At 39.0% G+C, this 14,062-nt stretch carries 12 protein-coding genes; 8 read left to right on the top strand and 4 right to left on the bottom strand.

Annotated features, from left to right (window positions below; translation table 11 throughout):
• The first annotated feature begins 558 nt into the window (after positions 1-558).
• The 7 genes from mobI to L1266_RS19110 all read left to right on the top strand — a co-directional run bounded on the left by mobI (position 559) and on the right by L1266_RS19110 (position 9,139).
• Complete coding sequence (gene mobI / locus L1266_RS19140; protein WP_138558828.1) at positions 559-1,050, top strand: conjugative transfer protein MobI(A/C); 492 nt, start codon at positions 559-561, stop codon at positions 1,048-1,050.
• Entirely contained in the window at positions 1,040-1,783 is a 744-nt protein-coding gene (locus tag L1266_RS19135; protein WP_138558829.1) for a hypothetical protein, read from the top strand. Before mobI ends, L1266_RS19135 begins: the two co-directional genes overlap by 11 nt.
• 42 nt (positions 1,784-1,825) lie before the next feature.
• Positions 1,826-4,069, top strand: coding sequence for a MobH family relaxase (gene mobH / locus L1266_RS19130; RefSeq protein WP_138558830.1), 2,244 nt, complete (start codon positions 1,826-1,828; stop codon positions 4,067-4,069).
• Entirely contained in the window at positions 4,053-6,074 is a 2,022-nt protein-coding gene (locus tag L1266_RS19125; RefSeq protein ID WP_138558831.1) for a type IV secretion system DNA-binding domain-containing protein, read from the top strand. The genes mobH and L1266_RS19125 overlap by 17 nt, the downstream gene beginning before the upstream one ends.
• Complete coding sequence (locus L1266_RS19120; RefSeq protein WP_171040475.1) at positions 6,071-6,658, top strand: hypothetical protein; 588 nt, start codon at positions 6,071-6,073, stop codon at positions 6,656-6,658. The genes L1266_RS19125 and L1266_RS19120 overlap by 4 nt, the downstream gene beginning before the upstream one ends.
• A complete protein-coding gene (locus tag L1266_RS19115) occupies positions 6,655-7,341 on the top strand; it encodes a DUF4400 domain-containing protein (protein WP_138558833.1) in 687 nt (228 codons plus the stop codon). The genes L1266_RS19120 and L1266_RS19115 overlap by 4 nt, the downstream gene beginning before the upstream one ends.
• Positions 7,342-7,615: 274 nt before the next feature.
• On the top strand, positions 7,616-9,139 hold the full coding sequence (locus L1266_RS19110) for an ISNCY family transposase (RefSeq protein ID WP_235378154.1): 1,524 nt from the start codon (positions 7,616-7,618) through the stop codon (positions 9,137-9,139).
• Positions 9,140-9,336: 197 nt separating this feature from the next.
• Here L1266_RS19110 and L1266_RS19105 read toward each other — a convergent pair whose 3' ends face one another.
• The 3 genes from L1266_RS19105 to L1266_RS19095 all read right to left on the bottom strand — a co-directional run bounded on the left by L1266_RS19105 (position 9,337) and on the right by L1266_RS19095 (position 12,352).
• Positions 9,337-10,380 carry a GGDEF domain-containing protein gene (locus L1266_RS19105; protein ID WP_138558834.1) on the bottom strand — a complete coding sequence of 348 codons (1,044 nt, stop codon included), beginning with the start codon at positions 10,378-10,380 and terminating at the stop codon, positions 9,337-9,339.
• A 108-nt stretch (positions 10,381-10,488) separates the two neighbouring features.
• Positions 10,489-11,316, bottom strand: a complete 828-nt coding sequence (locus L1266_RS19100) for a mechanosensitive ion channel family protein (protein ID WP_055022483.1) — start codon at positions 11,314-11,316, stop codon at positions 10,489-10,491.
• A 64-nt stretch (positions 11,317-11,380) separates the two neighbouring features.
• Positions 11,381-12,352: a calcium/sodium antiporter gene (locus tag L1266_RS19095; protein WP_235378153.1), complete on the bottom strand. Its 972-nt coding sequence runs from the start codon at positions 12,350-12,352 to the stop codon at positions 11,381-11,383.
• Between the two features lie 389 nt (positions 12,353-12,741).
• Between L1266_RS19095 and L1266_RS19090 the strand changes: the two genes are divergently transcribed.
• Positions 12,742-13,446 (top strand): hypothetical protein, encoded by a 705-nt coding sequence (locus L1266_RS19090; RefSeq protein ID WP_235378152.1) that lies wholly within the window; start codon positions 12,742-12,744, stop codon positions 13,444-13,446.
• A 133-nt stretch (positions 13,447-13,579) separates the two neighbouring features.
• On the opposite strand, the gene L1266_RS19085 is transcribed toward L1266_RS19090, so the two are convergent.
• Positions 13,580-14,062 (bottom strand): transposase (locus L1266_RS19085; RefSeq protein WP_235378151.1); only part of this gene is annotated, 483 nt, incomplete at its 5' end.

The raw sequence follows: 14,062 nt of genomic DNA, 5'->3' as shown, positions 1-14,062 counted from the left end.
GTTTGCTACATATATGATTCAAAATTTCGTTTTATTGCAGTAACCGTAAATGATATTTTTTTCCTTAACTATCCTCTTTAGAACCGTTTAAAACAAGGTGACTTAAAGCTCACAGGTATTCCGTTGCATAGATTATGATGCAACCATTCAACATTTACAGTCGGTTTGGCTACATGTTAAACCTGCCGCAATTGCTCCCCAATTTATAAATACGGTTTTTCTGCGTAGTTATGATGCAGAAAAAAGTTAATTTAACCAATGTCATTCAATGACAAGTTTTTGCGTATCTATGATGCAAAAAACAATCCCCCTTCACAGTGTTCCTTGGCAGTTTCGCAACGCAGAAAACTTTTATTTGCATCTAAATAGAGCAAGCCTTTTTATTGCTCTAGATTTATTTCCCAGTTACACCCTTGAGGTTTAGTTCACTTCAACTTTCGGTTCGCCACATTTAAAAACGTGCTTTGGCTAATTTTTTTGAATATACGTTTGAAAATTCGACTTTAGCTATCTTTTTGCAAAGCATAATTAAGTCTCAATTAAAGTTCGGGGTTAAAGATGCTGTCTACAGAAATAGAAGTGCTGAAATTAGTTTTAGAGGCGATCGAGGATGCTGAAAAACCAATTGTAGAAAGTGCGCAAGATATTTGTGACCAACACAAAAAAAGGAGAGTTCTTATAGATCAAATTAATGGTGAGTCGGGCTATTTTAAAAAATCGACATTACAAGTAAAAGTTAGGCAGCGAAAAAACTCTGAAAAATTTTACATCACTTGGGTTTCTCATGAGTACTCACCTATCAAGAAAATTAATAGGCATTGGGGGAAAGAAATTCCACCAACAAAAAAAGGATATACCGAAAAACAACTGAGTAAAAATTGCGAGGATGGCCACGCAAAAATTAATTGGGAAACTGAAATGCAACTTGCTCCATTAAGGGAGTCACTTGAAGTTTTGCATTCATCCAGAGTTAGTTTGAAAAAGCAGATCTGCAAACTTTCTAAAACACTATTTATCGCTCCAGCTGAGGAAGAAAATCATGATCAATAATGACCAACTAATCCATAAAACATTTGTTACTAATATCCAGTTCAAATCACACACCATCCATAACTTTTGGAAAAACGAAGGTGACCGGACATTAAATATTTATGAACGCATTGGTTCATTATTAATGTTAACCACTACAGAAAATGAGCTCTATTCGAAAGTAAGCGCTTGGGAGTCAGAGCTTGCTGATTGGTTTAACCAAGAAATCGAAAGTATACAAAAACAAAAAGAAGCATTTATGGAAAATGCCGGTTTAGAAGAATCACCAGAAGTTATGACACCAAGCTCTTATGAATCAAGCGTACCAGTTTGCTATCCAGTCACTTGGAAGTTACTAAATTTAATTCAAACTTTAGATAATGAAGTAGCAGAATTAGAAAATCTTTGGTTAACCGGTTTTGTTACAGATTTAGGTCGTCATGAAAACAGCAATAGAGCGATTGGTCTATTACGAAAATTAGTAGCAAAAATTAGCAACGCTACATCACCTGGTAAAGACAGAAGTGGGGGTCGATTTAAATCCACCCAACTAATTTCGTTAATTCGAGGTGGTCTAGAATTGTATGTAGATGACAGTCTTATTTTAAAACAAAACGAAGAAATTAAAGCCAAAGCTTCAATTAAAAACAAAGAAAAAAAGACTGACTCAAAATCCACTTCATTGGATAGCCCTACTGCAGACTCTAAGAGCGAAACCGAACAGTCAAGCAACTCAAAAGTTAACGCAGCTTAAAATGACTAGGCGGGAAACCGCCTAATTTTTCCAGAGAGAAATATGAAGCTTTTACTTATTCCTTTTACTATTTTAATTAAGCTTTTTTTTAAAGTTCAGAAAAAGTATCTAATCGTTCAAAGTGAAAATGCCGCTCGCTTGATGAGAGATGACGCAAAGAAGTGCAATGTAGATCTTGATAGTTCGAATAGCCCAGAGTTAGTTAATCAGATCATTGATGATAATAAATATTTAATTGCTCAAACTCGCTACTGTTTTGGAAATTGCCATGATTGGGAAAAAGAGAACCTAACCTTTCAGGGTCTATTTATAGATACGATTAAAAACTACGCTAGATATTGTGGCAACCTTCCTGCTTCTGAAGGTTATCACCATGCTAAAGAGTTCGGCTTAATTGAACATAGTTTACAAGTAGCTGATTTGGCATTAAGGCAAGCAAAGTCTCAATTCCTCCCTCAAGAATTCCCTCTAGACATCGAGAGACAAAGAACAAAAAGATATCAGTACGCCGCATGGCTTTGCGGCTTAGTGCACGATGCCGGGAAGATGCAAACTGATATGGATATTTACGATAAAAGCAATCCAAATAATATCTGGATTCCAATTATAGAGGACCTTGTTAGTTGGAAAGAAAAAAACAAAATAACAAAAGTTGGCATTAGATGGAGAAAAGACAGAATTCATAAGGGGCATGAAGTTTCTCCGCAACCCATATTTCAACAAATCCTCACACCTGATGCAAAGAGGTACATAGGCACATGCCCTGGCAACTTACTTGAAGACATAAGCACCACCCTTGCAAACTATCAAGGTATAGATGGCTACTTACAAAGAGCGGTTCGCTCAGCTGACTATATTTCAACTGCCAAAGACATTCAAACAACTTGGGACAACGACCTTGGCGCAAGGAAGTCAGCATTACACGAGAAAATCCTTAAGCTAATGCAAGATAAAGCCAAAATATGGCTAACAGAAGGTAAAGCTATTGCTATTGATAACGAGATATACCTTCGGTGGCCTGAATGCTTCAATGAGTTAGCAAAGGAAATGCATCAATCAGATCCAACTGTTCCTAACAACCCAAGTCTTTTGCGTGAAAAAATGATGGATAGGGGCATTCTTCGTAAGCAAGAAAAAACTGATTACGCGCTCTTTTTTGAAACTGTTACTAACCTGTCTGAGGGTATTGATTTACTCATCAGTAAAAATCTTAAGGGCGGTATTGGCGTTATTCGTCTGGAGTGGCCTTTATTTTTGCTTAAAGGTGAAGTTATTCCACCAAACCGTTACGGCCTATTAAAACTCGACATGGGGCTAAACGCAGTCATCTACTCAAGTGAGGGTTACCGATACATAAGCGAAGAAAATGTTATTGCTCATGAGGCTGTGGCTCACTTAAAAGCTAATAGTGATTCTCTAGAAATGAAAGTTGAGCATTCGGCAACAAAAAGCCCGCAAAAAAACGGCAAGCCTAATACCAGTAAAGCCAAAGGAGAAGCTACTGCGGAAGAGCCCATTAAGCCTAACAATCCATCTGAAAAAGCAAAAGCAGCTCAAAAGGATAGCCCAAACAAAGATAAACCTAAAAAGGAAAAACCAAAGAACACTAATGGTGAGCTATTTGCTCCAACCAACCAACAAAGCGCAAAGGTACCGGAAAAGCAAAATAACGAAACAACACTTAAAAAAGCAGCCCCAAAACCTAAGAGTGGTATTAAGGTGACTTCAACGACCAAAGCCATTGAGTTCATAAAGACCTTAGAGCCGATTTTAATCGATGGGCAAAACTACTACCTTGTTGATGATAAATGGAAAGACAACCTTGACGACAATCTAGAAAACGAACTTGAAAAAGCGGGGCTTATCGAAAGAAAGCCACCAGCATTAATTCGTTACTTCATCATCAATAAGCGTAAATACGTTAAAGCGAAGTCGCTTGAACCAAGTCAAAACCAAAAAGCTGAAAAAAAGCCGAAATCAAATGAAAATCAGGATAGTTCAGATGTAACCGCAGCTGATAATACATCTCAGAAAGCAAAGTTAGATATTGAATCTCTGCTTGCTATTGGCTTAACCCTTAAGACTGCTGAATTATTATTTGGAAACATTATTCACGAAAAAGTTGAGTTAAGAGACGGCTTTTTAATTGCACCTATAAGAGATAAGAAAACTCTTGTTAATGCCGTCACAAACAGCAAAGCCAGCGAAACAAATATCTTGTCGAGTTCAATCGTACAAGATAAGAATGACATACATATTAAGGTGAAACATGACGCAGGAACGTAGTAACCCATTATTCCACGAAAATTTATACCGCCCTGTATATGAGTTAAATAAGGCTTACGCCTCTTTAGCCGCTGGTGTTGTAACCTTTACTTCAAGCGTTATTGAGAGTGAAGGCCATATCGGTATGGTGGGTTTTGGAATCACTACAATACTCACCGCTCAATGTGGACTCTACACTCTAAAGGCAATTCCACTAGTCAAACGCCAGTGCAAAATCTTCTTCAACAAGATTGAATTCGAGGATATAAAAGCAATACGTCAAGAGCACATGGCTAAAGAGAATATCCTAAATCCAAACAACAAAAAGAAGGGAAATAACAAGATATTCATTGGAAATGGATTTGAATGGGGCGTGGAGCATGCAAATCGCTCATATCAAATACAAGGATTATACTCTGACAAACAAGAGGTGAAGCTTCCACTATTTCTTAAACCATTCGTTAAAAAATGGCGTAAAGAAACGTTAAAGCTTGGCGGTAAGCCATGGATTGATGGTGTCGGGGATGCCGAAAGGCAATACGTAGATGCTGAAACGTTCTTTGGCCACTCTATGATTATGGGCAATGTTGGTACCGGTAAAACAACAATGTTCATTTTGCTTAGCCTCGCAATGATCCACAAAGGCTATACCGTCATTGTATTAGACCCAAAAAACGATTCATCGTGGCGCAAAGCTTTACAAGCGGAAATGGAGCATTTTGGTAAGGGCGAACACTTCCACTACTTTCACCCTTCGAAACCATCTACATCTTGCACAATAGATCCGATTAAAAACTGGAATAGACCGACTGAGATAGCTGAACGTATCGCATCCATTATGGTTGAGTCGGGTAAAGAAGATAGCTTCATTCGATTCAACTGGAACGTCATAAACTCAACAGTTAACGCGATGCTTTATGCGGGCATACAACCACAAATCAAATCGATTGCTCGTTATGTGACAACAGGCAAAACCGCCTTAACTCAAAAGTGCCTTGAAAGACACTACGCTAAATGCTTAGGGGAAGATTGGGAGACTCAACTTAGCGCCAAAATGAGCTCTTTCGGGAAAACTCGTTTAGAGCAAATGCTAAATTACTATCAACAAGTTATATCTCAACAACATCAATCACCAGAAGTGGATGGCATAATTCAGTTGCTTACGCACAACGCCGAGCATATGCAAAAGATGACAGCTAATTTACTTCCTATTTTTAGCGTCCTTACATCTACACCTATGGATGAGCTTATATCACCAGAAGAGGCGATAGCAGAAAGCTTAGATGCGCGTGATGAGGATACTAGATACGATACAGCTGAAAGTGAAAGTATAGATTACACATCAAATCACATTGAAGGTGTATCAAAGAAATCAGGGAAAATAAGAGAGAAAGACAGTCGTTATGTAGACACTTCAGACATCGTTGAAAATGGAGGACTACTTTACATGGCGCTTGATTCTCTCAGCGACACAAAGACAGCTGGTTATTTAAGTAAACTTGTTTTAGCTGACATTGCTGCTGTAGCAGGTTCACGATACAACTTCTCAGAAGGGAGAGGCCGTCGAGTAGCGGTGTTTGTGGATGAAGTACATGCAGCGATTGCTGGGAATGATGCTCTTTTGAACTTATTAGCTCAAGGTCGTGCAGCATTTATGCAAATGTTTATTGCAACCCAAACTAAAGCTGATATTGAAGCTAAAACAGACCCAGCTACTGCAAACCGTGTATTAGGTCTGTGCAACAACTTCTTCTCTATGAGAGCAAACGACACATCAACTCAAGAATATGCTTCCAGCCAATTTGGTGAAGTGCCAATAACCAGCCAACAAATCACTTTAGGTCAAAGTTCAGGGAACACAAACGACATGACTGACTTTGGTTCCTCATACGCTGAGAGGCTTACACAACAAAACGACAAAGCATTTAACGAAAGCCTACTTGGTTCGCTGCCTATTTTACAATATGTAGCACGACTTGCTGACGGCAGAACAATCAAAGCTAAAGTACCGGTAATACAACGATGAGCAGAGAAAAAGTATATAAAATTCAAAGTAGATGCTACAAAAAAAGCAATGTGAATAATTCACTTTCAGAAGATAACAAGCACATATACTCGATCATCTACAAGAAAGCACCTGCTGTGGAAGAAACACTTCGATATTTGTTAGATTTTATTGGGGATGAATTGAAGCATCCACAACAAGATGTAGATCTATTTAATCACATCATTAACAAAGCTGGTCAGCACTCTCTTGTACATAATTCACATCTGAGCCGAGCAGAGTTTTTTAAAGCCTTTCTCTTCACGGTTACAAGTGAACTTACAGCCGTACTCGATGTTATGGTCTACACAGGGGGCTCAGGCTCGTGTATTGCAGTATGGGACCCACTCTTAGAGACAATCAGCCAGTTTCTCATCACGCACAAGAACTCAGCAATACGCGCTAAACCAAACTTGATTGAAAAAGAGTTAAATCAAGAATCATTACTGATGATACAACACTTTCTACTGAGCAAGATTGTGAAGCGTTCACACCTGTTCTATTTCGGCATTCCTAATTTCGATGAAAGTAAAACCCTTACATTTAAGGAGGCGTTTTCGTCATGATTTATGAGAATGACAGCGAAGACCTGTATAAGGATAAGTCTGGAGAGCAAAATAGAAAAAAAGAATACTCAAAGTTATTCATCTTTATTCTATTTGCGTTGGCAGCACAAATTCTTGCTTTAAACCCCACCAGCTTTAACAGAATGCTAGAAAATGAAGTTAAAGCGAGCTACAAGGCCATCGGTGAAAAGAATTGGCTTAACCTTACAGATGCATCGTATAGGCATTACAACACAATCATTGTGAGGTCAGGATTTAAGCAGTATTTCTTAGACAAAGTAAATCGAGATACAGACGATAAAAACCCTTTAGCCAGGCTAACAGCAAAACTTTTGCCTTTAGTGAAAAGAGTAACAAACAACATACAAACGCTTACATACCAAATCTTACACAGAGCAAACCTTTTAATGATTTGGCTTTATATTTTAGTGCCTTTCGCACTTGCTCAACTAGTTATTGGTGTTTATAGCTGGAGAATTAGGGCTTATACATTCGGTAACAAAACAAAGACTCGTATGTTAGTTATTAAGAAACTAACCAAAGGTATTTTAGTAGGTGTCATAGTATATTTCGCCCTACCTAACTTTTACCCTACAGCTGGGGCATACATACCTTTTATTGCTTTATTGTTTGCATCATTCCTAACATCTAGATACATAGCAACACTGCAAAAGCATATTTAGGACCCTCGGCAACGAGGCTATAAAAAACTGACGCTGTTTACGTGTAAGAGGAATGAGTAACTCACGAACACAAGCTTGTTTAGGTAGCGTGCTGCAAAAGCCGAATGTCAGATCTTGTCTGAATTAATACAGTTTAAAGTGTTAACACCAAGCGACTTTGTCGTACTTTAATTACCAAGCGATTTTGTCGTAATCGCTAATTACCAAGGGAAATTGACGGTTATCTTTAACCGTGCTTTTTAAATATCTATTTGAGTATTTAAAAGGTCTAAGGATGATCATGATGAATTCCAAAGCTCAGTTGGCTGTTGATGTGATTGCCAAGGTAGCTGAAGGTCGTTTGACCATTGGTAATGCCACTAAACTTCTCAATAAATCTAGACGAACGATTGAACGGTATCTTCACCGATATCGTAAGGTTGGTGTTCAATTCATTATCCATGGCAACACAGGTAAAGCCCCTGTAAATAAAACGCCAGATAAATTAAAGCAAACCGTACAGCAACTCATTCGAGTGAAATATTATGATCTTAACCTCCTTCATCTTGCAGAGTTGCTAGAGGCCAATGAACATATTGTCGTTAAACGAGAAACTCTCAGGTGCTGGGCGCATGACATTCATCACGTAAAGCGAGCTAAACGTAGACGAAGTCGAGTTCATAAGCACAGAGAACGCATGGAAGCTGCTGGGTTAATGTTGCAAATGGATGGTAGCCCGCATCGTTGGTTTGGCAATAAGAAGTCTTGCCTCATAGCCGCCATAGATGATGCTACGAGTGAGCTATTTGCTGAGTTCTTTCCATCAGAAACCACTGCTGGTTGCTTAAAAGTCTTGCGCAGTATCATCGAGAAACGTGGTATTTTTAAAACGCTTTATGTGGATAGAGCAGGCATTTTTGGTGGGCCTAAACGTAGCAACTTCTCACAAATGCAACGTGCTTGTGAAGAGCTTGGTATTGAAATCATATTTGCCAGTTCACCACAAGGTAAAGGACGAATTGAGCGAGCCTTCGATACGTTACAAGACCGTTTAATACCAGAATTAAGGCTAAACAATATTAACGATATGGTTAGTGCCAATAGCTACCTACGGCACGTATTTATTCCCCAGTTCTGGCATAAAAAACTAACCGTAAAATCTAAGCTGAATAACTCGGAATATAAGCTATTGCCACCTCATGTTAATCTCGATGACATCTGCGTGATTAAACAATATCGCAAGATCCGTAATGACCATACCTTTAGCTATGGCAATAAGTTTTACTTCATTGAATCTCCGCTCAAGCATTCAATAGCTCATCAAAAGATTGAAATCCGAAGTAAATCACAAGGTAAATTCAGTGCTTACTTCGCTGGCCGTCAGTTAAAGATCAATGAAGTGGTTGAGCCAATCAAAACGTCAATGGAGGACATTGAAATACAGAAGAAATTAGATGTATTAGCATTAGCTGATAAGCTTGGGAATGTCTCTGAAGCCTCTCGGCTTAGCGGCGTATCAAGAGACACTATTTACCGCCATAGGCGGTTAATCAAGGAAGGCGGTATTGATGCGCTAAAACGCCAAGAAACGCCCAATCATCGTCACTTAAACCGAACAGATGATGAAGTAGAAAAGCTCGTCATCGAGTTCAGTCTACAAAACCCACATTTAGGGCAAGCTCAAGTATCTCGTCAACTAAAGACAAATTACTCTGTTGAAATAAGTCCTGCGGGTGTGCGCTATGTCTGGCTGAGAGAAAATATGAATACAGCTGCACTGAGGCTGGCTAAATTAGAGTTACTTCCCAAGTCGGCCTGAGTTGCCAACTTGGAGGGAGGCTGTTAGTGTTGCTACGACAAAGTCGCTTGGTAATTATACCGTCAGACTCCCTTGGTAATCACATTAATACAGTTTAAAGTTAATACAGTTTAAAGTTAATACAGTTTAAAGTATTTGCCCCGAAATCTTCTTCTAAATCGTTTTTGAAAAGTGAGTTAGAAAAGATTTAAATGATATCAAAGTATGCACTCAATCCGGTTTCTGCCATTTTCCTTTGCACGATATAAAGCTGAATCAGCACGTTCAATTACTGTCAACGTATTATCATCAATACGACTGACCGTCACTCCACAGCTGACTGACAATCTTTTTTCGTGAAAATAAATACCATTTATATCTGTAATAATGGTCGTTGCAATCTCTTTTGTTTCATCTAAGGTTGCCCCTTCAATGATGATTACAAACTCTTCGCCACCCCAACGAGCACATAACGCTTTACTTGGAGATACTGACTTTAATTTATTTGAAACAATGACAAGCGCTTTATCGCCTTCCAAGTGACCATAGGTATCGTTTATTTCTTTAAAATAATCAATGTCTAGTAGTATGAAACCAAAATTCGAGCTTTTTAGTAAACTTGAAAGCGTTCTATCTAGTTTTTCTCGATTAAACAATCCAGTGAGTTTATCGGTTTCAGCGAGTTTTTTAATAAGCTGATTTTTCTCAGCCAACGTATCATAAGCAGCAAACCGAGTTTTTTCATAGAAACGAAATAAGACAATGTGAGCAATGGCAACTTCAATAATATTAAAAACAGAGCCAAGGCCAATTTTAAGAGGTTCCGGATTCTGTGAGTGTTCATAAACTATAAAAGCACACACTGCAAAAGCAAACGCACTAAGTAAACTTCCCCAATTTCGACCTACTAAATAAAATGAAAATGGAGGAATTAATGTTGCCCAAAATAATGAATAGGCCGCGCCGTTAATTGAGATAATAAATGTCAGTATTAAACTGTTAATCAATAACACCACAGCCCATGAAACCGCTTTAATTTTTGAGCTTTTAATGAACCAAACATATAGTAAAATAGACAAAGTTAGCCCAACCGCATCAAGCAAAGCGAGTTCATAGCTGTTGAATTTAAAGATATTGATAACAGTCAGTACAAAGAAGTACACAGTACATATCAATAAAGAATGGGCGATCAAACGGCTTCGCCAAAATAGCTCAGGACTATTGTGGTGTGCTGGAATGTTTTTATACCAATATTTGAGCATAGTAAATTCTGTTTTTAAATTATTACACGCGAGCTATGCTCTCAAGCAAAGGCCCAGTCCTGTCACTCTATCATAGAGAAACGTGCTAGGACTGAGCGAGGTTTTTCATTATTTTTTATCGCCGTTTATTATGTGCAAATCACGTTGAGGGAACGGAATAGTAATCCCTTTGCTCTCCACTTTATCTTTAATTTTACGCTGTGTTTGCCAATATATATCCCAGTAATGTGGTGTAGCGACCCAAGCACGAAGCTGCAAGTTCACAGAGCTATCTGCTAATGTGTGGACTAAATACTGAGGGGCTGGCTCAATCAAAATTCGAGATTCTTCACTAACAAGCTCCCTTAATGCCGCAAGCCCATCTTCAATTGAATCACCATAAGAAATACCCACAGTGATATCCATGCGACGCTTTTCGTTTCTCGTAAAGTTTTTTATCGCATTTGCCCAAACCGTGCTATTTGGGATTGACACAAAAACACCATCGGCGGTTTCAAGGACAGTGGTAAATAGACCTAAATCTTTTACACTCCCTGTATAGCTTGACACTTCAACAAACTCTGCCTTTTTTAGAGGCTTTAAGAAAAGTAGCATGACCCCCGCAGCCACATTACTGAGCGTATCTTTTAGGGCTAGACCAATCGCTAAGCCTGCGGCACCGACGAGTGCGACAAGACTGGCCGTATTGACTCCAAATAAATCTAAAATAATCACAATTGCAATTAAATAAACCACATAGCCTGATAGCGTGGTAAGCAGCTTAGTAATGATTTCATCATGCTTGCTCAATCGGTAAACACCTTTATGTACAGCTCGTTTAAGTAGCTTTGAGCAAATACTAGCTCCTATTAAAATGAAAATAGTAAGCAATGTATTCTTGGCTATCGCTATGATTTGTAATTGGTGCTCAGAAAAAAAGTTTATGATGGTTTCCATCGGTGATTTCCCTTTAAATATAAATAATATACGCGTTTGTTTCTAAATGATTTGATAACGAAAGCTAGTTAATGATGCTGTTAACTAAGTAACCATTGTAAGCAATGTAAGAAGTAAGCAAGACACCACCTTCCCAACGGTTTACCCTGCCTTGTCGGCCAAAACCGTAAGCCATAACCAACAACATGACGGAAAGTACAAGCATCACACTCCAATCTCGGTAAAGTACGTCTGTAGAAATGTGAGGGATAGGCTCAATAATACCAGCGATACCAATTACAGCTAAGATGTTAAACATATTCGACCCCACAACATTGCCAATTGCGATGTCATGCTCTCCCTTTTTAGCGGCAATAATAGAAGCTGCAAGCTCTGGCAAAGATGTCCCTAATGCAACGATAGTTAAGCCGATAATAAGGTCACTGACACCGAGCGCAGTTGCAATTTCAACCGCTCCCCAAACAAGTATGCGAGAGCTAATAATGAGTAATGTTAAGCCCACGATGAGCCAGAAAATTGCTTTTCCTAAGGACATGGCGTGACTTTTAAGCTCAGTATCAAATTCTGTTTTAAGGGTATCACTCGGTGATTTCATACCTGAGTACACAGACCATGCTAAGAACAAGACTAATCCGCCCAGCAACAGACTTGCATCAACCACTGATAAAGCGCCGTCATACAGCAAATACCCCAAAAAAAGTACGACAACTAATAGTAAGGGAAGCTCATTTTTAACAATTTTAGACTGAACAGTGATAGGGGCAATGATGGCTGTTACACCAAGAATTAAGCTAATATTTACAATGTTGGACCCAAGTGCATTACCTAACGCTAAGTCAGGGTTTCCATCACTTGCAGCCATTGCTGATACAACCATTTCCGGAGCCGAAGTCCCAAAACCAACAATAACCATACCAATTAAAATTGAAGGCAAGCCAGCATGACCAGCTGTAGATGCCGCTCCTTCAACAAAGCGGTCTGCACTCCATACGAGTAAGATAAACCCCGCAATAATAGCTGTCATAGCTAAAACCATGACTGAGCCCCCTCTATAGCAATACCTGAAAGGCGTATGGCAGGTCTATTTACAAAATGAAGTGAGCTTTGGCAGTGACGTAGTTTCATTATTTACCCTTAGGGCAGACTGGAATAATAAGGCAATAAACCACCTCTGCCCGAAATGACCCATTGCCTTAAGTCTTGTCAAAACCTGATACGGTTCGAAACTGCCACGAGCGATGTTGCTCGGAGACTGTTGACAGTTTCCTTGCTAAATGCAAGAGACTACTCCCCTAAGTTTTTAAAGAATAATCTATCCCTAATAATAATACAATTAGCTTGGCTGCCTTTTTTAAAAAACGATGAATGTAAAGAATCATCAGAATAGGCCGATATGAAATTACATCACTAAATCAGGGACGTATTATGAAGGTTAATTCTGGAAGTTTACCGCAACCACTTAATAATCAAAATGTGACTTTAGAGTCACCTATAAATGGCAAGGCTCTTTTAGAAACTGAGCTTAAAAAATTGGCGGATGACGTATATCATGAAAGCGCGCCTCCAGAGCTAAACCAAACGTATACCAAACTGCTGACGATGACATCGAGCCAGATAGACATAACTAAAACAGTTGATGACTATATGCATGAGCTAGCTGTTGCTACTGGTGAATTATATTTGCCGGGAGGTAGTCTGCCTAAGGCGGTAGAAAAAATGCTGTCTCCCTATGACTCACTTCTTTCAGATGTAAATCGGCAGAACCCTTCATTGGCCAATAAAAATTGGGGAATCGCTATAAACCAATCTGGTGCTTTAGAAGCGACAGGCACAATTACAGATTTTGAAAAAGAATTCTTAGAAGAAAGGCTAAATAATTCAGAGGAATTGGTAAGCACTATAGCTGATTTTAAATCTAATTTTTTAAAATATATTGTGCCTGAAAACCGAGGTTATGGAAGGTATGATGTTACGGCTGATAATTTTTCAGATGTCTTCGATTTTAGAGAAATGCTTGAAAGTTCAAGAAGCGATGCAGACTTTAAAAAGACATGGGAATATGAAACTAATTGGTTAAAGTTGACTGACAACATTTTGTCACAACTAAAAAGAAACGCCCAAAGCTTTTAAAGGTTTTTAAGTATTACAATGAACTCACAGAGAATGTTACAGATCCATCGGCCCTAAAAGCACTGCATCAATCTCAACAATTAACTATGTGAACTACTCGCGCCTAAAGGCATCGAGCTTCCAAGATAATAGCCTAAGCTACTAACCTTTCTTTTTTGACGCTTCGTTGGACACCGCTAGTCGAGCTTTTTACTCGGCTAGTCTTACAATTGCCTCCACGTCCACTATCTGCCTGAGTTATTAGAACTCCATCGTCAGACAACACCGTTCCAGTGTCTAATATTAGGTTAATTGCCCGTTTCTTTATGACCTTTGATGCGTTGTTATCTGCATTGTCAGTATTGCCACAGTTACCGCACACAAATAGCTCTTGTGATTTACGGTTGTCGGGGTGAGTGTGATCGCATATAGCGCACTCCTGACTGGTATGCGGGGCGGGTATTTTGAAGACGGCTTTTCCTGCTTGGTAGGCCTTGTATTTGGTGTAAATCTCTATGATGTGCCAGCCAACGTTTAAAATAGACTTGTTTAGCCCAGCCTTTTGTTTGGCTTTGTTTGACACATACCGACCTTGTTCATCCTGCTTCGCCTTTGGCTTGCGCGTCATGCTTGAGGT

The organism is Pseudoalteromonas sp. Cn5-37 (assembly GCF_021532495.1).
In the GTDB taxonomy this organism is placed as follows: domain Bacteria; phylum Pseudomonadota; class Gammaproteobacteria; order Enterobacterales; family Alteromonadaceae; genus Pseudoalteromonas; species Pseudoalteromonas simplex.
This window is presented reverse-complemented; position numbering and strand designations above follow the sequence as displayed.

Coding starts and splice junctions, on each gene's coding strand:
- mobI (WP_138558828.1), top strand. CDS start 559: ATGCTGTCTACAGAAATAGAAGTGCTGAAATTAGTTTTAGAGGCGATC.
- mobH (WP_138558830.1), top strand. CDS start 1,826: ATGAAGCTTTTACTTATTCCTTTTACTATTTTAATTAAGCTTTTTTTT.
- L1266_RS19115 (WP_138558833.1), top strand. CDS start 6,655: ATGATTTATGAGAATGACAGCGAAGACCTGTATAAGGATAAGTCTGGA.
- L1266_RS19135 (WP_138558829.1), top strand. CDS start 1,040: ATGATCAATAATGACCAACTAATCCATAAAACATTTGTTACTAATATC.
- L1266_RS19095 (WP_235378153.1), bottom strand. CDS start 12,352: ATGGTTTTAGCTATGACAGCTATTATTGCGGGGTTTATCTTACTCGTA.
- L1266_RS19120 (WP_171040475.1), top strand. CDS start 6,071: ATGAGCAGAGAAAAAGTATATAAAATTCAAAGTAGATGCTACAAAAAA.
- L1266_RS19100 (WP_055022483.1), bottom strand. CDS start 11,316: ATGGAAACCATCATAAACTTTTTTTCTGAGCACCAATTACAAATCATA.
- L1266_RS19105 (WP_138558834.1), bottom strand. CDS start 10,380: ATGCTCAAATATTGGTATAAAAACATTCCAGCACACCACAATAGTCCT.
- L1266_RS19125 (WP_138558831.1), top strand. CDS start 4,053: ATGACGCAGGAACGTAGTAACCCATTATTCCACGAAAATTTATACCGC.
- L1266_RS19090 (WP_235378152.1), top strand. CDS start 12,742: ATGAAGGTTAATTCTGGAAGTTTACCGCAACCACTTAATAATCAAAAT.
- L1266_RS19110 (WP_235378154.1), top strand. CDS start 7,616: ATGATCATGATGAATTCCAAAGCTCAGTTGGCTGTTGATGTGATTGCC.